Annotated in this window: 15 protein-coding genes and 1 riboswitch; of the genes, 3 read left to right on the top strand and 12 right to left on the bottom strand. The window is 37.4% G+C overall.

All coding sequences use genetic code 11. The features are described 5' to 3' along the window. Positions 1-439: 439 nt before the first annotated feature. On the bottom strand, positions 440-1072 hold the full coding sequence (locus H0486_RS03710) for a single-stranded DNA-binding protein (RefSeq protein WP_228351706.1): 633 nt from the start codon (positions 1070-1072) through the stop codon (positions 440-442). A 390-nt stretch (positions 1073-1462) separates the two neighbouring features. Between H0486_RS03710 and typA the strand changes: the two genes are divergently transcribed. Further along, entirely contained in the window at positions 1463-3295 is a 1833-nt protein-coding gene (gene typA, locus H0486_RS03705) for a translational GTPase TypA (RefSeq protein ID WP_228351705.1), read from the top strand. Between the two features lie 100 nt (positions 3296-3395). On the opposite strand, the gene H0486_RS03700 is transcribed toward typA, so the two are convergent. The 7 genes from H0486_RS03700 to H0486_RS03670 form a co-directional block, all read right to left on the bottom strand. Beyond that, entirely contained in the window at positions 3396-4379 is a 984-nt protein-coding gene (locus H0486_RS03700) for a hypothetical protein (protein ID WP_228351704.1), read from the bottom strand. A gap of 32 nt (positions 4380-4411) precedes the next feature. Next, positions 4412-4855 carry a hypothetical protein gene (locus H0486_RS03695; protein ID WP_228351703.1) on the bottom strand — a complete coding sequence of 148 codons (444 nt, stop codon included), beginning with the start codon at positions 4853-4855 and terminating at the stop codon, positions 4412-4414. Between the two features lie 182 nt (positions 4856-5037). Beyond that, entirely contained in the window at positions 5038-5829 is a 792-nt protein-coding gene (locus H0486_RS03690; RefSeq protein ID WP_228351702.1) for a hypothetical protein, read from the bottom strand. A 129-nt stretch (positions 5830-5958) separates the two neighbouring features. Beyond that, a complete protein-coding gene (gene ytvI / locus H0486_RS03685) occupies positions 5959-7080 on the bottom strand; it encodes a sporulation integral membrane protein YtvI (RefSeq protein ID WP_228351701.1) in 1122 nt (373 codons plus the stop codon). Between the two features lie 567 nt (positions 7081-7647). After that, positions 7648-8487: a metal ABC transporter permease gene (locus H0486_RS03680; RefSeq protein ID WP_228351700.1), complete on the bottom strand. Its 840-nt coding sequence runs from the start codon at positions 8485-8487 to the stop codon at positions 7648-7650. 14 nt (positions 8488-8501) lie between these two features. Continuing rightward, on the bottom strand, positions 8502-9272 hold the full coding sequence (locus H0486_RS03675; RefSeq protein WP_228351699.1) for a metal ABC transporter ATP-binding protein: 771 nt from the start codon (positions 9270-9272) through the stop codon (positions 8502-8504). A 17-nt stretch (positions 9273-9289) separates the two neighbouring features. Continuing rightward, positions 9290-10372, bottom strand: a complete 1083-nt coding sequence (locus H0486_RS03670; RefSeq protein WP_228351698.1) for a metal ABC transporter substrate-binding protein — start codon at positions 10370-10372, stop codon at positions 9290-9292. A 221-nt stretch (positions 10373-10593) separates the two neighbouring features. Here H0486_RS03670 and H0486_RS03665 point away from each other — a divergent pair, with 221 nt between their 5' ends. After that, positions 10594-11124: an ECF transporter S component gene (locus H0486_RS03665; protein ID WP_228351697.1), complete on the top strand. Its 531-nt coding sequence runs from the start codon at positions 10594-10596 to the stop codon at positions 11122-11124. Positions 11125-11212: 88 nt separating this feature from the next. Continuing rightward, positions 11213-11323, top strand: a riboswitch (ZMP/ZTP riboswitch). Between the two features lie 74 nt (positions 11324-11397). Further along, positions 11398-13623: a formate C-acetyltransferase gene (gene pflB, locus H0486_RS03660; protein WP_228351696.1), complete on the top strand. Its 2226-nt coding sequence runs from the start codon at positions 11398-11400 to the stop codon at positions 13621-13623. A gap of 278 nt (positions 13624-13901) precedes the next feature. On the opposite strand, the gene H0486_RS03655 is transcribed toward pflB, so the two are convergent. The 4 genes from H0486_RS03655 to H0486_RS03640 form a co-directional block, all read right to left on the bottom strand. After that, positions 13902-16838, bottom strand: a complete 2937-nt coding sequence (locus H0486_RS03655; RefSeq protein WP_228351695.1) for a hypothetical protein — start codon at positions 16836-16838, stop codon at positions 13902-13904. Then, positions 16790-17290: a hypothetical protein gene (locus H0486_RS03650; RefSeq protein ID WP_228351694.1), complete on the bottom strand. Its 501-nt coding sequence runs from the start codon at positions 17288-17290 to the stop codon at positions 16790-16792. Before H0486_RS03650 ends, H0486_RS03655 begins: the two co-directional genes overlap by 49 nt. Positions 17291-17662: 372 nt before the next feature. Then, positions 17663-18721 carry a hypothetical protein gene (locus H0486_RS03645; protein ID WP_228351693.1) on the bottom strand — a complete coding sequence of 353 codons (1059 nt, stop codon included), beginning with the start codon at positions 18719-18721 and terminating at the stop codon, positions 17663-17665. Between the two features lie 159 nt (positions 18722-18880). Beyond that, on the bottom strand, positions 18881-20776 hold the full coding sequence (locus H0486_RS03640) for an O-antigen ligase family protein (protein ID WP_228351692.1): 1896 nt from the start codon (positions 20774-20776) through the stop codon (positions 18881-18883). Positions 20777-20930 lie beyond the last annotated feature (154 nt).

Below are 20930 nucleotides of genomic sequence, written 5' to 3'. Positions count from 1 at the left end.
GTAATTTCTAATTATTACCCTCATATTAGCACCCTATCCCCATATTGTCAACGACTTTTTTATAGTATCATTCTAGAGACGGTTGCGCTCGTGCGACTTATCGCACGTCTGATTTCACCGCTCACTCAGATACCTAAGAATTGCACATAAATTAAAAATGCTTCTCTAAACGGGGATCTTATCGGTACTACCTGTCAGCAACCTGTTAATATACGGAACTACTATGATATTAACAGGGATAGCATCCACTCATATGTCTTTCACGTATCACTGCAGTTTAACCTGTATTAATATGAATGGAAAAGTTTAATGGTAAGTGAAAGCAGGAGCCCGGACTATTATGTATGAAAAAAGGCTATTGTAAAATGTATTGGCAGATTTCTGATGCTACATTTTACAACAGCCCATTATATCATTATAATAGGAAGCAATTGCTTTTCTAGTATTCCTCCAAATATTCGAGCTTACTTACTGATACCTCATAGGCAATCCGTTTTTCAAATTCGGTTTCGCTGATCTTTTTCTGGTATTCACGGCTTTGAATACGGCCCCATATCTGAACATGGCCTCCTACTGCGAAGCCTTCTGCAAATCTTGCGTTTCTGCCCCAGCAAATGCAGGGGATATAGTCCGATTTTCCATAAGGACGGTTTACTGCTAACAGAACATCTGCTATTTCTCGTCCCAGCGGGGTCTTACGATATATTGGCGGCTTGCATACGAAGCCATCTAGGAAAATGTGATTCGGCTTTACATTCTCGGATAATTCATCCACCATTTTAACCTCTCTGGCAAATACCGAAAGCACTAACTTGTTTTTACTCTCTTCATGTCGATTATAAGATCTGAATTGTCCCAATACCTCTACATATTTACCCTTATAATCCTGCTTTACGTCAATGAGTCGCTCTGAAACCATCACCGGTATCATATCAAACGAATTACTCAACCGACTTACTACAACCTCTAATACATAAAATCCTTCTCCGAATACGTCATGGCTGAACGTGAAGTCACTGACTACCTCTCCTGCAATACTTACTTGATTGTTATCAAATACTTTATCTGTCATATCGTACCTCTCCCTTCTTTCCCGGCGTTCATTCTACGCCAATCTGCTCTAAAATGTGGGGTGAAATTTCTGTTTCGCCTAAAAACAGCTTTCATTCACCTATGATTAAATATATGCTAATTTCCATATTTTAGAAGTAAAAAATGATATATATTATAAAAATATCCAATTTTTGTAATTCTATACAATAAAATAGTAATTTTTTTATTAATTTTTTTCCTGTCACACGTTGATTTTTAATTTAGGCAATGCTACAATGTAAAAGTTGCCTAGAGTACGTCGCAGTACAGGCTTGACCAGAAATTCGACTGGATTATTACAATCGGATTTCTGGCCAAGCTTGAACTGTTACCAGAGTACTATGAATGTATTTCAGAAATGAGGAGAAAGATGAAACGAGAGGATATTCGAAATATAGCTATTATCGCCCATGTTGACCATGGTAAGACAACCCTGGTTGATGAATTGTTAAAGCAAAGTGGTGTATTTCGATCTAATCAGGCTGTTGTAGAAAGAGTCATGGATTCCAATGCCATTGAACGTGAGCGCGGTATCACAATTTTGTCAAAAAATACTGCCGTATTCTATAACGGATGCAAAATAAATATTATTGATACACCCGGACATGCCGACTTCGGAGGAGAAGTAGAGCGTGTTCTAAAAATGGTGAATGGTGTTATATTAGTAGTGGATGCTTTTGAAGGGCCCATGCCACAGACGAAATTCGTATTGAAAAAGGCTCTGGAGCTTTCTTTACCCGTTATTGTATGTGTAAATAAAATGGATCGACCAGAAGCCAGACCGACTGAGGTCGTTGATGAAGTATTGGAGCTGTTACTGGAGCTTGATGCCAATGATGAACAGCTTGACTGTCCCTTTGTATTTGCTTCTGCGAAATCCGGTATTGCTTCCTTATCCATGGAGGAAGAAGCAAAGGACATGACACCACTATTTGAAACCATCATAAACTATATTCCGGCTCCGGAGGGAGACCCTGATCAGAGCACACAGGTACTCATCAGTACCATTGATTATAATGAATATGTAGGAAGAATCGGAATTGGTAAGGTAGATAACGGCACCATCCGGGTGAATCAGGAAGTGGTTTTAGTAAACGCGCATGATCCGGATATGAATGTGAAGGTAAAGATCAGTAAGCTCTATGAATTCGACGGCTTAAAGAGAGTAGAGGTTAATGAAGCAACTGTTGGTTCCATCGTTGCCATTTCCGGAATTGCAGATATTCATATTGGAGATACCATCTGCTCGCCGGAACATCCTGAACCTATTCCGTTTCAGAAGATATCCGAACCAACGATTGCGATGTACTTTAATGTAAATGATAGCCCCCTTGCTGGAACCGAGGGTAAATTCGTAACCTCTCGTCATTTGAGAGATCGATTAATGAGGGAGTTAAATACGGATGTAAGTCTTCGTGTCGAAGAAACAGATACTACGGAAAGCTTTAAGGTATCCGGACGAGGAGAGCTTCATCTATCCGTACTTATTGAAAATATGAGACGGGAAGGCTATGAATTCTCAGTAAGTAAAGCAGAAGTATTATATAAGACGGATGAGAACGGCAAGAAGCTGGAGCCTATGGAACATGCAATGATCGATGTTCCGGATGAATTCGCAGGAACGGTTATTGAGAAATTAGGCCAGCGAAAAGGTGAAATGATTAACATGCATACCTCTGGCAACGGTCATACCCGTATAGAGTTTTCCATCCCTGCTCGTGGATTGATTGGATACCGTGGGGAATTCTTAACCGATACCAAGGGTAACGGAATTATCAATACCTTATTTGACGGCTATGGTCCATATAAGGGAGATATTCAGTATCGCAAAACCGGCAGCCTGATCGCTTATGAAACTGGTGAAAGTATTACTTATGGTTTATATAACGCACAGGAGCGTGGCATTCTATTCATTGGACCAGGCGTTAAAGTATACTCCGGTATGGTTGTGGGACAGAACCCGAAGGCCGAGGATATCGAGGTTAATGTATGTAAAAGAAAGCAGCTTACGAACACCCGCTCTTCCAGTGCAGACGAAGCATTGCGATTGACTCCTCCGAAGATTCTCAGTCTGGAACAGGCTTTGGAATTTATCGAGACCGACGAGCTTTTAGAGGTAACTCCGAAAAGCCTTCGAATTCGTAAGAAGATACTGGATCCCACCTTACGTATGAGGGATCGAAGAAATAGACAGAATAGCTAGTAACAAAAGAAGGAGCTGTTGCAAAATGTTTATGACAGGGATTATGACTTACCATAATTCTTAATAAACCATTTTGCTACAGCTTCTTCTTTTTCTAATGTTATTTTACAGCCTTATCAATATTACTCTTGGATACATAATAAATCTCTGTATCGTTATATATGTACAGACGTTCTCCTGTGCTTTTCGTTTTTAAGGTTCGACAATAATTAAATTTAAGCGGAGTTTTTATCATATAATATTTAAGAAAATTATTCTGTGTCGCAATAATATACTCATTCTTATATACCATATAGGTTGTCTTATTATCATATGATTGATCTGAATCAGTTAATTTATCCGCCTCCAGCTTTGTATCATATTCCTTTCCATTTTCTAAATAAACCAGTTTGCACTTATCTCCATCCTTCATAAGCATTGGTGTATTTTTTAAATAATGATACACCGTATAGTAAAGATCGTTCGATTCTGCATTATATCTGAATAATTCCTTCCATTTACTTCCTGACTTTTTATCTTTTTTAGAAATAGCAACCTGTCTTTTGTCTCCATATCCATTCTCTATTGCCATATAAAAATCGTCTTCATCAAAAAAATTCATATAACGGCCTATTCCATCCACCACAAAATCCTTACTTAAGCTATCATATTTCTTCATATCCTTTGTATAATATACTGTATAGCTATCTAAAGTCTTGGATGAATCTTCATTAACACATACGTTGAAGTATTCAGAGAATAAGTAATGGCGTTTCCAGCTTAGTCCGTCTGCATTCTTAGGTGTAGTTGCTTTACTCCATTTCTTACCATCCTTAGAATAATAATAGATACCTACTCCACTCTCATCACTTTCAAACTCAAAATAATTATAACATACAAGGTACTTACCCACACGATCTATCGTATTACATTTATTACTTGGAAAAGCATATGCCGTATAGGTATTTCCCTTTGTTGATATTAAATAGAATGGAGTTAAGTCATCAGATGCATTGGTATAACTTCCTTCCAGCAGAATCTCACCGGTTTCATAATCATAATTGATAATGGTTTCAACAAATATATCCTTTGCACCTGAGTCCAATTTCTCAACAGCACTATTTAAAGGGATTACCTCTACTGATTAAAATCAGTTGACATCTTTATTATAAAGTTTTCTTTATCTACATCATCCACTACTCCCTGACCAACGATAAATGCTGCATTTCTTTTTGATATAAATGATGGATGTGAAGAAAATGTTATTTCTTTAAAATTCTTCTTATCAAATTTTTTCGTAACATATGTATCCAGATTAAGATCTTTAAAGGTCTTGCCATCTTTACTATAGGACATAATATGACCATTTTTCTTTTTACCAAATACAACTATATACTCTCCTATGCTAGAGAAGTATGATATATCCGTATAGCCGTTAATTTTGAGCTTTGTAAATTTGACAGTAGCGCTCTTCTGTGTTGTGGAGGCAGCACTTGCTACCGCCGGTTGTAATAATGAAATACTACAGATGCCGATTAATAATAATGCCAGTGTTCTTTGTAAAAATCTTTTCCAATTCATTGATTTGTGTTCCCTTTCCAGTTTATTTGATGTAATATTGCTTTCCTGTCATATGCAGAGATAGCATTATAAAATGCTACAGCGAAACAGATCCCATCACTGAAGCATTTTAATTCGATTATTCGTTCATTTCCTTTGCGAATAAAGGTTTGTTATTATTTTGACACGCTATGACAAAAAAATTAATTCATCTCCTTTATATCAATAATCCTCTGATCAGGATACTTATAGATTTCCTTAATACTACGAATTTGATATTGATCAAGGATATCTTTAAAATATGCTTTCAATGTATCCTTCGCAATAATCTTATTGTTAAACTTATCTCTCGAAATCTTTATCATTGATTTCTCAACATTAGTCATTGCCAGCAATGCTTTGGGTCCATACCACATAAAGCTATCCATTACTGCATCCACCAGTGCCATCTCCTCACTGGTCAGAAATTCTTCGCCGCCCTCCAGTGTATGTATTCCATTTCGTTTCATTGCTTCATATAGCTTCAAATATGGCATATGTTCATTATTAACGCCACATTCCTCCTGGAATAGTTCTCTATCAAATAATGCCAAGGAAAATACCTGCGCATAATATAGCAAGAACTGTACATAGCTGGCACATATTTCAGCGTTACTTCTATTGACGATATAATACGCTGCCGCATATATCTTAGTTGCCATAATTCTTGACAATACTGCTTTCTTACTTTTCTTGAAAGCTACGCCAGTAAGGCAATCCTTTCTCTTACACAATAGATCGTAATAAAACTCAGGGTCCTCTAAAATGGTTTTTAATTTATTGGAATATTCATTGGTCGGGATATCTCCCTCCATGTAGCGTATAATTGTGGTTTCGCCCCAGCCGAGCAGCTTAGCCAATGGTTTCTTTCCAATCCGATAACGATCAAGTATTAACTTAATCTCGTCCGAACTAATAATTGCTTCATTGCCTATTTCGTTCCTGTTACCTTTCATTTTTTTACTCCTCAATCCTAATTTGTTATCTCTTGTAAAAGATTTTTTCAATCATATATTACCATTATTTTTCCAACTTGTATATGCAACTTTTGGATTATTTTATAAAATATTGTTATACTTCACGATTTAAAACTTTCGAAACTCATTTATGTCATTTACGATAATTTTAAAACCACGAATTAGCCGGTCAAACATCCCGACTCGATATAAATTTACTATAACCATTCCAACAGGAATTCCTATGATCATACCTAGCATTCCGTAGAGCTGATAGCCTACGAAAAGGAATACCAAGGTGGCAAGCGGATGTAATCCGATGCTGTCCCCAACCATCTTGGGTTGAAGTACCTGCTTCACGACCTGACAGATTATATAAATAATCACCAATCCGATGGCTCTGAAGTAATTGCCGGATATCATATCAATAATTGCCCAGGGCCATAGAATTGCACCGGTACCAAATACGGGCAACAAGTCCAGGAAAGCAATTCCCAGGGCAATCACAAAGGAATAGCCTACCTGTAGGATTTCAAACCCGATAAACATAATTATGGTAAGCACCAGCATAATTTTGAACTGCGCTTTAAAGTACCCCCCAAAGGCCGCCTTAAAATTATCCGTTATCAAACGCCAATATTCTGTAACGGTCTGAGGCATATGCTTTTTAAGTCCTGCTACCAGTTCATCCCTATAAGCGGTAAAGAAATATGAGGACAACACAATTACAATTGCCATAAGAAATCCTTCTGCGATATCTTTCACCAAATTCCCGGCAGTGGACATGGTCGGTAACTGAAGATTGTTTGTAAACTCTGACGCATAATTCCTGATTCCGTTAAGCATCTTCGTTATCATGTTCTGTAAACTGACAGGCAAGGTTTCAGAGAATTCCTGAATCGTATCGGACAACTCTGAGAATTGATTTCCCACACTTTCAATAATATTGGGCAGATCCTCGGATAGCCCCCGGATTTCGCGAAACAGTAAGGAGAACAGCAGATAAGCAACACCGATAATGGCGGCAATTACCGTTACCATAATAATTACGGAGCTATGCTTTCTGAGCAGCTTTACTCTCTTCTCTAAGAATTTTACCAATGGATTCGCAATCATGGATACGATCAGGCCTATCACAAAGGGCATAAAAAAACGGATTATTCTAGGCAGGATTAACAGTACAAATAATGCGGCAGCAACCACGAAAAGGAAGTTAATCAATATCTTGATGTAAAGTAACAGTTTATTCATGCAATTCTCCTTCCAAAAATGGTGTAAATTATTGCCTTATGTTTGAATTTGCCTTTTTATTACCTGTTATTATAATATACTTTTCATAAAAAATCCATATACTTCTTACTTTTGCCAGCAACTTCGTTTAGTTCGGGCTGTTTCTGATAAGGATTCATGTATAACATTGAAGAAACGACGGGATGGGAGTAAGCCGGAAGCTGAAACAATATCCTCCACGGAGCCGCTCGCGCTTAGTTGCACTTAGTAACGGTACGTAAGGTTCTAAAGAACAGAGCCTAAGTACCGACTAGTGCAAATGCTCCGTTCTGGATATGTTTCCAGCCTCCGGCTTGCTCCCATCCTATCGTTTCTTCGTTGGTACATAGGTCTCTACAAGACACAGGCCATACTGTTACGAAGTCTTACAAAATTTATTACATCATGACACAACGTAAATAATAGTATGAACGTGTTACTACTCAGGATTTGTAACAAAAAAGAACCAACTGTCTAGATGGCTCTTTTGTATTATTTTGATGATTGATATTAAGTTATTTGGTTACTTTCTCTGAAGGCAAGTTCAGGTTACGATACCTGAGGTCTTGCGAACAGTGTGATAAAGAAGATAATTGCTGCTATAATTACAACGGTAGGTCCCGTAGCAGTACCGATATAGTAAGATATGATAAGACCTGATATTCCAGAGAATAATGATATGAGTACCGAGAACAAATGATACTCTCTTTGATTGGATGAGATGTTTCGACTGGCAGCTGCAGGCAGAATCAGTAATGCATTGATGATCAGTATACCAACCCATTTTACTGAGGACATAACAATCATTGCTATTATGATACTGAACAAATCCTCTATCAATTGTATTCTGATTTTCTTGCTTTTCGCCAAGGACTCATTGACACTGATCGCCTGAAGCTGATTAAAGCAGAATACCCAGAAGGTAATTGTTATCAGAAGGCTAATGCACAATAATGCAATTTCATATCTCTTGATACTTAGAATATCGCCCACTAGCAGACCTGAATATTTGGCAAAATTGCCTCCCCTGGACAGAATGACCAGTCCCAGCGCCATACTGAGGGATGCAAATACCGATATTACGGTATCCGTAGATACGGTCTTCTTTCTTTTAATTCTATTGAGAATTAAAGCAAAGAATGCGGCAAATAAAAGCATTGCAATATTGGAATCCGTAATACCGAATAAAGTTCCGATCGCAATTCCGGTAAGTGCAGAATGGCCCAGAGCATCTGAAAAGAATGCCATCCGATTGTTCACGATCATAGTACCGAGAATTCCAAATAAAGGCGTGATAATTAAAATAGCCAATAATGCATTCTTCATAAAGTCGTATTCTACCCAGCGAAAGGGTAGAAGCATTTCCATTATCTTATATAGTATATCCATCGCTCTCTCCTGTCCTACCCAAAAGTCCGGTGAAATTCTTCACTTTCTAAGACCTCGGAAGGCTCCCCTTCTTTGATAATTGTCTTATCTAATAATATTACGTGATCCGCGTATTTACGGACGAATTCAAAGTCATGGGATACAATAATCATTGCCAGATCATATTCCTTTTTCAGCTTAGCAATATTACTATAAAACAGCTCCATACCATTTTGATCAATGCCGGATACCGGCTCGTCCAGCATAAGCAAATTAGGTACCGGTGTAATAGCTATGGATAATAATACTCTCTGCAGCTCTCCCCCTGATAAGTCGCATGCCTGTTTATCAATTAAATCCTGAGCTTCAAATATCGCCAGCTGTTCCCGGATCTTTTGATATACCTTCGGATTCTTTCGCAAGAAAACCGGTGAACGACTGATATAACCAGCAAATAAGTCATACACACTCATTGGGGTATTCTTCTCGATATTAATATGCTGTGGTACATAACCGATATTCAGGTGCTGCAATGAATTATTTTTGAGATCTGTAAACTTAATTTCTCCTTCATGCTTAATTTCACCCAGAATTGCTTTAATTAATGTGGATTTACCAGCACCATTTTTACCGATAATTACTGTAATCTTTCCACAATGAATATGCAGATTGATATTTTCAATAATTGTCTGAGCTCCATCCTTTACTCCGATGTTCTTCATTTGGATACAATGTAGGCCACAGGCAGCTTCCTGTATCTTTACCGTACCCGGTTTTATCTTTGTCTTTTTATAAGCTTGCCTCATTTCAACCTCCCTACATACTACTTCATCGTAATTGCTTCCTTTATTACCTCAAGATTATTTGTCATCGCTTTAATATAGGAATCCTTTGATCCATCTCCAGTAACTGCTGAATCGATAATATACATCTTCGCATCTGTCTCCGCTTCAATTCTCTTTGCTATGGAATCGCTGTACTGCTGTTCTGTGAAGAGATAGCGGATATTTCCCTGATTTACCTCATCAATTATGGTTGAAATATCTCCTGCACTCAGTACTGTGTCCGAATCAAGTGGAACCGTAAAGGCAACCTCAATTCCCACCCGATTAGCCAGATATTCAAATGAATCATGAAAGATAACCGCCTTACTTAGATTAAGATCATGTCCCAGATTCGCATATTCCTCATCCAGCTTCTGGATTTTTTCAATATAACTCTGAGCATTCTCCTCGATTCTTTTTATCATACTATCAGTATTATTACTATTATCTGAATCGGTTTCATTGTTTTTTATATAGGAAACAACTCCGTTCCTGACATTTTCAATTTGCTTGATATAAAGCTGTGGTTTCAACCAAACATGGGCATTGAACTCTCCATGATCATGCTCATGGTCGTGATTAATTTCCCCATCCAAATCATGATCCCCGTTCTGTTCCCCGGTGTCGTCCTCATCATGATCCCTATCGTGATCCTTGTCGTTCCAATCGTGGTCCTCATCAGCATCCTCTTCATGATGAAGCATGGTAATCCCTTCACTGGCATTGATGATCGTCAGATCAGGATAATTTGCTTCGATGTCTTCCAGAAATCCTTCCATTCCACCGCCATTGATAATTAGAAGGTCCGCATTCGATATCATCTTCATATCCTCAGTCGTTAATTGATAATCATGCAGACAACCAGTATTCAGATCTGTCAGGCTACTCACTTCAATATTTCCGATTTGATCGGCAATGTTTAACCCGATCATATAAACTGGGTAAAAGGTAGTTACCACCCGAAGCTGATGATCTGATTGCACAGCCTGAGAATTTTCCTTCGTAAAAGACTTAACTATAATAACTCCTGCGATCACAACGAAAATCATCGCAGTCAATAATATTCCTAACTTTTTCTTCATTATACTTTCCTCTCTATTGCAAATCATTTGCATTTACATATTATATTATAAGTATTACCCTCTGTCAACTTATTTAGACACGAGTTCCGCCTTGGTATTTAGACACGAGTTCCGCCTTGGTTGAACTTAATGCCTTTACATTTTCTGATGTAATTTTCTTGTAATAGATGTAATTTTATGCTATGATTTCTCCAAATTAAATAGCAATAGGAGGCATCGTTATGAAATCAAATCAGATTACTAAATTAGTTACCGCTGCACTGATGGCCGCAATCTCCTGCGTCACTACCATGGCCATAGCAGTCCCTACCCCCGGCGGAGGATTTATTCATCCCGGAGACGGCTTTGTATTATTATCCGGAATTATTCTTGGACCTTTATACGGAGGACTGGCTGCTGGCATCGGCTCCATGATGGCAGATATCCTGCTAGGCTATACCAGCTTTGCTCCGGCGACACTTATCATAAAATGCCTTGCTGCAGTAGCGGGTGCATTGGTGTTCCGCATCATGAAGGATAAAATGAAGCAACATATTGTTCCTGTGATCTTTGCTGCAATTGTCGGAGGTATCGTCGTAACACCGGGTTATTTTATATTCGAAAGCTTCATTCTGGGACTTGGACCAGCAACCTCTGCTCTGAATATTCCAATGAATTTGATTCAGAATGCTTTTGGAATATTAGTATCGGTATTACTATTTCCATTGTTACATAAGGCTCCTCAGATTCGCAATATCATGGATGGTCAGTAATATCAGTATCATTATTAAATTTAATAGAATATATTAGATTATATAAATGATTGCTATATTGACAAATAGAGATTCGACTTCTATAATGAAAGCATATCGGAACTGGCGGATAGTGGGTAACCACAAGGGACCGATAGCAACGCTTCTCTATTATTGTATAGGAAGCTGGATTTAAATGTCGACCGCCTGGGCAAAGCTCAGGCGGTTTTTTGATTCCCAGAATAACTGCTAATATAGCTTGTCAACATATTATCTTTATAAAGGAGGATTTGCATGAACGCATGGTATGATTTTAACCCAGGTAATTGGCAGAAAGAAATTGATGTCAGAGATTTTATACTGAAAAATTATACAGCATATGAGGGTGACGAAAGCTTCTTATCGGACGCGACCAGCAGAACATTGGCGTTAAACGAGAAGTACATGGAGCTTGCAAAAATTGAACATGAAAAAGGGGTTCTTTCTATTAACACGGAGAAAGTCTCCTCTCTTCTGACCTACGAGCCTGCTTATTTAGATAAAGAGAACGAGATTATCGTCGGTTTTCAAACCGATGCTCCTCTACGGCGCGGTGTAAATCCCTTTGGTGGAATCCGCATGGCCCGCCAGGCCTGCGAAGCTTATGGATATACCTTATCCGAGGAAGTGGAAGAACATTTTCGTTATCGAACCACCCATAATGACGGTGTATTCCGTGTCTACACTCCGGAAATGAGAAAGGCCAGAAGGAGCGGTGTTATCACTGGTTTACCCGATGCTTACGGAAGGGGAAGAATTATCGGTGATTATCGAAGAGTTCCTCTCTATGGAGTGGATTATCTCATAAAGCAGAAGGAGGCTGACAAGTTGGCTCTCGGTAGCCATATCATGGATGACGAGACCATACGGACTCTGGAGGAATTATATCGTCAGATTGATTTCTTAGGACAATTAAAGGAAATGGCAATGGGCTATGGCATTGATATCTCCGGCCCTGCTACCACAGCCAAGGAAGCAGTACAATGGCTATACTTTGCATATCTTGGTGCTATCAAGGAGCAAAATGGTGCTGCCATGTCACTGGGTCGTACCTCTACCTTCTTGGATATTTACTTCGAACGGGATCTGAAGCATGGAATCATTACGGAAACAGAAGCACAGGAAATCATCGATCAGTTCGTACTTAAGCTTCGTATGGCAAGACAGCTTCGTACCCCGGAATATAATGATCTTTATGCAGGTGATCCTACCTGGGTAACCGAATCTATCGGTGGTATCACAGAAGATGGCCGTAGTATGGTAACTAAGAACAGCTATCGCTACCTTCATACCTTAACCAACCTGTCCCCGGCACCGGAACCGAATTTGACTGTTCTATGGTCAGAAAAGCTTCCGAAGCCATTCAAGAACTACTGTGCAAAGATGTCCATTCAGACGGACTCCATCCAATATGAAAATGATGATTTGATGCGCCCCAGATATGGGGATGATTACGGAATTGCCTGCTGTGTATCTGCCATGAAGATTGGGAAGCAGATGCAGTTCTTCGGTGCCCGTTGTAATCTGGCAAAGGTACTCCTGATGAGTCTGAACGGAGGCAGGGACGAAATCAGTGGCGATCAGGTGGGTCCTGAGGCTGCTACCTTCGAGGCAAATGTTCCACTCGATTATGACAAGGTAATGGAACGTTTCCTTCCTATGATGGATTGGTTATGCGGTCTCTATGTAAATACGATGAATGTGATCCATTATATGCATGATAAATACGCTTATGAAAAGCTTCAGATGTCACTTCATGATACCAAGGTGGAGCGGCTGATGGGCTTTGGTATCGCCGGATTATCCGTAGTAGCCGATTCCTTAAGTGCTATCAAGTATGCCAAAGTAACACCGATCAAAGATGAGCGGGGAATCATATGTGATTTTCAGATTGAAGGAGATTATCCTTGCTATGGAAATGACGATGAACGAGTGGACCAGATTGCAACAATGCTGACTGACGAATTCATAACCCGACTTCGCAAGCATCCGACCTATCGTAATGCAATCCATACGCTATCCATCCTAACCATTACCAGCAATGTGGTATATGGTAAAAAAACCGGTTCTACACCGGATGGAAGAAAGAAAGGCGAACCCTTCGCGCCAGGTGCAAATCCCATGCATGGCAGAGACAATAAGGGGGCGCTTGCTTCATTGCAGTCCGTGTCAAAGCTTCCATATGATAATTGTCGGGACGGAATATCTTATACCTTCTCCATTACACCGGAGACGCTGGGAAAGAACGAGGAAAGTCGTATTCAGAATTTGACCGCTCTGCTGGATGGATATTTCACAAAGCAGAGCCATCACATCAATGTGAATGTTCTGGATCGCTCCTTATTACTGGATGCTCAGGCTCACCCGGAGAAATATCCAAATTTGACCATAAGAGTATCAGGATATGCAGTACGGTTTAATTCTCTCAGCAAGAAGCAACAGGATGAGGTGATCGCTAGGACGTTCCATACGGCGATGTAGAGGGTTTTATATATGTTTTCTTTTTACTTAATGATTTAGAAACAGATCTTATATTTAAAACAAAACCTATCATAAAAAAAATAATTATTAATATTAAAAGAAAAACATTTTCATTCATACTATCAACCTTTTACTAAGTGTTTCACGATAATCAATTAGCCTTATTTACTTTAATCTATAGCACAAGACATCTATTTATGAAATAAGAGCTTGTCTTTTTCTAACAAGCTCTTATTTCATTCAATCCAACATATCCCATAATTACTTATCAGATATTATTATTGGAAGTCATCTGGCACAGTGATGTATGTATTAAAATCTACCGTGTGATATAATCTATATTCAATACCTCCTACTAAATACACCTCATATAGCCTAGCACTTCTTAATAAAATTTTCGATGTTAATGGATGTCTGCTACTGTAATCGAAATTACCTATATTATCATCAAAGTTATTAGTTATGATAGTATTTCCAACCTTAATTTCAAATATCTCTTTAAGCAGATCACCGACATAAGTTGCTGTTGTTGTTAACTCACTAATATTGAATATACGAGGCTTAGGCTGACTGTCCACTACTTTAAATATAGCTGTATTCCTTAATTGCAGCGATCCTTCATTATCTTCCTCATATACATATACTCTATAATTTCCTGTAGCTTCTTTAATGAGTTCTTTGATCGAAGTACCACTAACCGCGATCAAGCTTAGTGATGATTCCGTAATCACATAAGGTTCGGGATATTTTTCGGTATCAGGACTCTCAACTTTCACGGTGAATTTAGACGATGCGTCAAATGATTCCTCCGTTAGTTTAACATTATTCGATGCCAGTCCATATAATTTAATTGATACATATTCTGTAATATCATCTGAAGATACTTTTAAATCAATGTTATCAGTCGGTTTTCCATTTATCTCCAGACTATAAATAGATGGAGTTATTTGTCCTTCCGTAGGTGCCACAACCGTAATCGTTATCGTTTTACTTATATTAGTTATATCATCTACCCATACCTTATACTGATAGGTTCCCAGTGTCATATTTCTTGCTGAAAAGTAAAGCTTTTTCCCCACTGCTCTTACATTAACTGGATCTCCAATTGGTTCGTATCTTAAGCTAGTATAATCCAAATTATCACCACGCTGATCCGTTAGTGTAGCTGTCAGCGGCACCTCATCCGTAAAATTATTAGTATTAGATAACGTGATATTAGCTTTGTCTACTTCTAACATTGATGGAACACTTGACGGATCTACCATAATATTAATGGCTGAAACCGTTACATTATTATAAATTACAGTCACTTGAACTGTTCCATCGCCCCCTCTAAGAATTAGATATCCCGAATTATCAATTAATAGTATCGATGTATCAGAAGATGCAAATTTAAACTTATTACTTTCCATATCACTGGATGTATAACTACCGTCAGCTTTTTCAACCTTTACATATAATCTTTTATCATCTCCTAAATAGATAGATTGATTCGGATTATCATAATCAATTGTTTCATCACTATCCAACAACGTCCATGAAATCACTGATGTCGCATAATCATTCGTATCCGCCTCACATGTAATGCCCTTCTCATCTTCTAATATGATTTCGTCACCATTACTTAGATAATTATTTGTATGGAAAATCGTCTTTACTGTAGTTTCCCCAAGCGTAGGATTCATTATTGATAATCCATTGATTGTAGCTAAACTATTGGAACATTCTAAAGTAACTCTACCATTTAGATTCCCCATATCTTCAGGCTGATTTATTATTACCCCATCCCTATTTCGTAAATTAAAGCGTATATCCGTACTCTTATTTTGAATAACCTTAGCTGTTATAATATCGATGCTATCTACATTTTCCACTTGAACTGACGCTGCGGTAAATTCCTTACTGATATTATTAGCGTAGGATACAGAATAGGTGTATGTTGGAGAGAAACAATCATTCATCGTTATCTCAAAGCATTTATTTCCGGAGTTTTCTACCACTTTTATTTCATTCATCCCAGTTAGCTTTGCTTTTCCATCTGCTAGTACTAAATATAATGATATATTTTCTCTCACATCATCTACTGTCAATGCTGTATCAAATTTAACCCTAAAGGTACTCAGATCAACTTGTTTGACTGATTCTATCAGTACAGGTATAGGCACAGGCTCCGCTGTGGGTGTTGGTTGCGTACTAGGAGAAGGCGTAGGCTGCGTAATTCTAGTAGAGGAAGATTGACCTGAATTCTCTGATCCTCCAGTTGATTGTGGTAATGTACTTTGATTACTAATCGTACTTTCACCAGCCATTACTCTTTCTCCTTTGGAGTTTTTTGCTGTAATGATGACAGTACCTTTACTATTATTCACTACTTTTACTACAATACTGCTATCGCACTTATTTATTGATGAACCCTCTGATCCCGGATTAAAGACATATTCTGAGTTGCTATTAGCTTCAACGAGAATTGGTACGGAACTTACAATCTTACTTCCCTCGCTTGTTTCTTCTATTGTGATAGAGATCAGGTCTTCATCTCCTGATAGATTTAAAAGGGATGGCTCTAATAATGTGATTTTATGTACCTTTCCGTCCACTTCTAAGTTAATCGTTGAACTGGCTTCATCTATGATTATATCTCTGACCTCTGCTACTCCATTTACCACTACTCTGATCTTTGCAGAACTTAATAAGAATTGATTTCCTTTTGCATATTCATTCCAGGTATTATCCTTTATTGCTTGAATTTCTACCATATGAAACACTGCATAATTTGCAATATCTGCCTTGGGTGCATTGATTATGAGTGTCTTATTGGAATAATTGCTTTCCTTTATTAAAAATGACAGTTCCTTATCTGTAGAAACCGTTATCTGGCTAAATAGGTCTGAGGAAAGGGCCTTATCAAGCTGATCCTGATTGGTAACAACTGCTTTGCCTGCGTCGTTTGCTATAGAAATCTTGTACCATTTACTAGCTGCTGTTATATATTCCTTGTTTCCTTCCTTATCCTTTAACCAGTGTTGATATTTTTCTTTACTCTGAAAACAAATGGCACGTACAGAAAAGGTTCCGATTTGAGTAGCAAACACCTCTCCGTCTTCACTGATGCTTCCTACACCAGCCGTATCATTTTTAATTTCCCAACGAACAATTCCTTCTGATCTTACATTCTTACCAGCCGATGTATTAATAATTTTGCTATTGAAATCCATAGCAGTACCTGCGGTATCGTCTGATTATCAGGAATATTACTAACATTAACTTGAGTTATATTATTTCTTACTATCACCTTAGCTTCCGGACGAATTATAGTTCCGTCCGCATTGGTTATTCTACATCGAATATATGCTGTTCCAGCTTCCTTAGCTATAACTAATCCCGTTTTGCTGTTAATCACTACCGCTTTCGGATTACCTTTATCCTTTTTCACATACCAGTAATAACTGGCTCCGGGTTTCATGGCTGATTTCTTTATATTAAAATCATAGGTTATTGTTTTATTCTTATCCATATTAAGATACTTCACTACCGTACTTAAGTATTCACTTGACTTTTCTTTCTCATTCGTAGCAGCATATACCTTAGCTGCATCATTTCCAATACCAATTGGTAGTAATGAGAGAATTATCAGTATACATACTAATTTTTTCTTTAACAATATCATAACTCAAGTCCCCCTATAGTATACTGTCATAATACGTCAATAACAAACACGCTTTCCCTATTCTAGTAATATTGTACTATATTTTTACGCATTATGTCATTTTTTTCATATTAGTGAATAATACGCTTGAGTATTTAAATAGTCAATACTGTATCCCATGTTTTTCCTATTATTGTTTCTATTTGCCATACATATTTATTGTTTGTATTCTTATTATTACTATATTTAATAACACTAGACAAAAAAACGACATCACCTTAGTAAGAGCTTAACCCCAATCGTAAGACTGATATCTTACTTTCGTAATGGTTAAGACAACATAAGATGATATCGTTTCATTTACTTAAGTATACTTAATCTTAAGCTGTAATATTATTGTTGAAAGTCGACAGGTACCGTAATATAGTACCCAATAGGCACTTCATAATATACCGCGTATCCAGCAATTATTTCATATACCGTTACCTTACTGATGTAAACTTTATTTTTGAGATTGTCCGAAGTCCTCTCAATTTCTATTACATTTGCTGTAACATCAACTCCATCTATCTTGATATTGAAGCAGTCATCAAATGCTTCGACTATATTTACCTTATCCGTTGTTAGCTTCACCGGCTCTACTTCAATCCTAGATCTTTGTGTTTGATTAGATGTAACAGGCTCACTTTCTTTAACCTGAGGTTCTTCTGTCACATCAGGTTTCACATCCTCCACTTTTACGGTATACCATTGGCTTGCAGCTGTTATCAAATGATTATTGTTTTCCTTATCCGATAACCATTCTTTATATTTTTCTTTACTCTGAAAACATACCGCACGAATAGCAAATGAACCACTTTTAGTAGTACGAGCAATGCCCTTATCGCTTACTGATCCAACTCCTGCCGTATCCTCTTTAATCTCCCATCTGGTAATACCTTGTGTCTTCTTCCCTTTACCTGCTGCGGTATCAATAATCTTACGGTCAAAGTCAATAGCTGCTCCGGATATTACCGTGAGGTTCTCATTGATATTACTAATGTCAACCGCTGTTATATTATTTCTAACTATTACTTTCGCTTCTGGCCGAAGTACCTTGCCATCCGGAAGAGTTATTTTACATCGAATATAAGCAGTACCTGCTTCCTCTGCAACTACTACTCCTGATTTACTATCAATCGATATCGCATCAGGATTTCCTTTGTTCTCATTTATATACCAGCTATATTTTGCACCCTTTTTCTTAGCATCCTTTTTAATATTGAAGTTATAAGTTTCCGTATCGGAATCACCCATTATTAGATACTTTACCTGACTGTTAAGGTACTGTTTTGCCAAAGAAGAAGAGTTCTCTGCAGCTTGGGCCTTGTATGGTAATCCTGCTAGGATACCGGTAAATACAATTACAAAGGCTGAAACATATAACAGTAACTTTTTTACGCTTATTTTCATTTTTACCTCCATTCCTGCATTGTTCTTTACGCATATTTTCACTTCATACTTACTTTATATATGGGGTATATTATTACAACTTATCATTATATCATAATAACATAAAATGTCTGATTCTGGTAATCATTTTATATTATGTTTATATTATGTTTCTATTACTTATTTACTGTCATCGTTTTCCGATGCTTCTTCCAAAATTAATTGCTTTGCTTTTTGATTCATTGCTATTCCTGTTCCTATCAGTAGCCAGAACATAGGAGCAGTCGTGATGCTTGAGTCATTCGTCAACCCAGTCACCATATACCCAATGGTTCCTATAAATATAGCCAGTCCCATCTGTACATAGATATTATGAAATCTTCCTTTAATATAGAGACGGAAGCTTGTGATAAAATACATGAGATAGAAGGTCAGGAATGCAAGCAGCGAAATTAATCCTGTCTGTGACCATATCTGAAGGTATAAACTATGCGGCTTCGTCATAATTCCATTACCATATCCATAACGCTCAAAGTTGATATAATCCTGTTGGGGAAACGTTAAAACGAAGGTGTCTGGACCCGAACCCAGGATTATTTTATCTTTAAGCGTAGGGATTGTTCTAGACCAGATATAGCCACGCGCAGTAGCAAACCATTCGTATCCGTTAAATACGGCAGAGGGTGCGGTCACCATTTTATCTAATCGTCCCATGCGGTTGACGTGATAGTATGTTCCATCTTCAGTGAGTTTACTAAAAGACCACCGAAAACCTTCCGCTTCAATAAAAAAGACTCCATTACGTTCTTGATCTACTCCAAATGAAATTCCTGCGAATCTATCATCATTTACTCGAATGGTATTAGTTGCTTCATCATAACTACAGCTAACCAATTGTCCACTTTCATCCTGTGGTAAAAAGGTACCTGCTCCCTCACCACTTCCAATATATTGAACATACAGCTTATTTCCTTTATATATTAATGATACATTATCATCATTTGTATCCATAGCAGTTAGTTCATATTTAGGCTTTGAACCTTGAACGACTTCCTTTACTTTATTAATCAGCATGTTGTCTGTAACGGCATTTATTATAACTACACCAATAATTGCAACCACTGCTACTGGTATTACAATTTTGAACCATTTTAAAAGGTATCTCCACATAAATAATAGGATACAAATAAATGCAATTACCAATCCAATAATACCCGCTAATGATTTTGATCCAATAGCACAGAATATTAGTCCGACTAATGCCATCAGGGATAATATGAGTAATCTTTTATTCCTTATAAAAAATGTCATGATTGCAATAATAGGTGTTATCAGGGACACGTATACACCCACGTAGTTAGGATTATATAATGTTAAATATATACTGTTAGCAAAATTGGGTCTAAAATATGCACCTTCCACTTGATATTTAGGAGGTGTTACTAAACGATATCCTACTCCTGATGACAAAAAGTCATGTCCTGAAAATTGTGTGATACCTAATATTGTAAATATTAATGCAATAGCTGTTAAAAAATATATAATTTGAGTGATATTTCTCTCAGTTTTTATAAACAAAAAAGAATAGTATGCAATTATGCAATATCCTAAAAGTGCGAATACAGATTCAAACTGATCAAAGGATCCTAAAAAACTGAAGATTGGTTTTACAGAAAATATGGCTGATAATAAGGATAGTATTGCATACAAACATAGTGGCACAAAGATTGGTATAAGCTTAATCTTTTCCTGTCTTTTATAGGCTTTGTATGCAATTATAATTATCATAATTGCTGCGGTAATGATTACAAACCAGTGTTTATAGAAAAGAAAATAATCCGTTGTATTATCAATATTGGGAGCCCAGTTATATTCAGCAATATTGGGATTATAATTCTTCATTCTAATTAAGAAAGGAACGATGCATAATAATATAAATATCGGAATCATGTAATAACTAGTCTTTTCTTCTTGTTTTATATTCCTCTTACTGCTATTTGTTTTTTGACCTTTATATTGACTATCTTTATTCCTTTGTGTATGTTGTGTCTTTTGATCAGTCCGTTTATTTGACATGTTTTTCTCCCCTTGTTAAAAAATATAATGTACTTAATTCAGTACATTATACTATAAATATATTAGTTCTTCAAGGATAGAAGAAAGAAAAAAAAGTCCTATAAGCATTAAAAGGGGTGTGCTTATAAAGCACACCCCTTAATCAGTTAAACTG

Origin of the sequence: Variimorphobacter saccharofermentans (assembly GCF_014174405.1) — a bacterium.
In the GTDB taxonomy this organism is placed as follows: Bacteria; Bacillota; Clostridia; order Lachnospirales; family Lachnospiraceae; genus Mobilitalea; species Mobilitalea saccharofermentans.
Note: the sequence above shows the minus strand (reverse complement) of the source record. Positions and strands in the feature narration are given on the sequence as shown.

Excerpts from the sequence above, each read along its gene's own strand:
- H0486_RS03675 (WP_228351699.1), bottom strand. The coding sequence starts at position 9,272 with ATGAGGCAAGCTTATAAAAAGACAAAGATAAAACCGGGTACGGTAAAG.
- H0486_RS03710 (WP_228351706.1), bottom strand. The coding sequence starts at position 1,072 with ATGACAGATAAAGTATTTGATAACAATCAAGTAAGTATTGCAGGAGAG.
- H0486_RS03665 (WP_228351697.1), top strand. The coding sequence starts at position 10,594 with ATGAAATCAAATCAGATTACTAAATTAGTTACCGCTGCACTGATGGCC.
- H0486_RS03640 (WP_228351692.1), bottom strand. The coding sequence starts at position 20,776 with ATGTCAAATAAACGGACTGATCAAAAGACACAACATACACAAAGGAAT.
- H0486_RS03695 (WP_228351703.1), bottom strand. The coding sequence starts at position 4,855 with ATGAATTGGAAAAGATTTTTACAAAGAACACTGGCATTATTATTAATC.
- H0486_RS03690 (WP_228351702.1), bottom strand. The coding sequence starts at position 5,829 with ATGAAAGGTAACAGGAACGAAATAGGCAATGAAGCAATTATTAGTTCG.
- typA (WP_228351705.1), top strand. The coding sequence starts at position 1,463 with ATGAAACGAGAGGATATTCGAAATATAGCTATTATCGCCCATGTTGAC.
- H0486_RS03645 (WP_228351693.1), bottom strand. The coding sequence starts at position 18,721 with ATGAAAATAAGCGTAAAAAAGTTACTGTTATATGTTTCAGCCTTTGTA.
- H0486_RS03650 (WP_228351694.1), bottom strand. The coding sequence starts at position 17,290 with ATGATATTGTTAAAGAAAAAATTAGTATGTATACTGATAATTCTCTCA.
- H0486_RS03655 (WP_228351695.1), bottom strand. The coding sequence starts at position 16,838 with ATGGATTTCAATAGCAAAATTATTAATACATCGGCTGGTAAGAATGTA.
- pflB (WP_228351696.1), top strand. The coding sequence starts at position 11,398 with ATGAACGCATGGTATGATTTTAACCCAGGTAATTGGCAGAAAGAAATT.
- ytvI (WP_228351701.1), bottom strand. The coding sequence starts at position 7,080 with ATGAATAAACTGTTACTTTACATCAAGATATTGATTAACTTCCTTTTC.
- H0486_RS03670 (WP_228351698.1), bottom strand. The coding sequence starts at position 10,372 with ATGAAGAAAAAGTTAGGAATATTATTGACTGCGATGATTTTCGTTGTG.
- H0486_RS03680 (WP_228351700.1), bottom strand. The coding sequence starts at position 8,487 with ATGGATATACTATATAAGATAATGGAAATGCTTCTACCCTTTCGCTGG.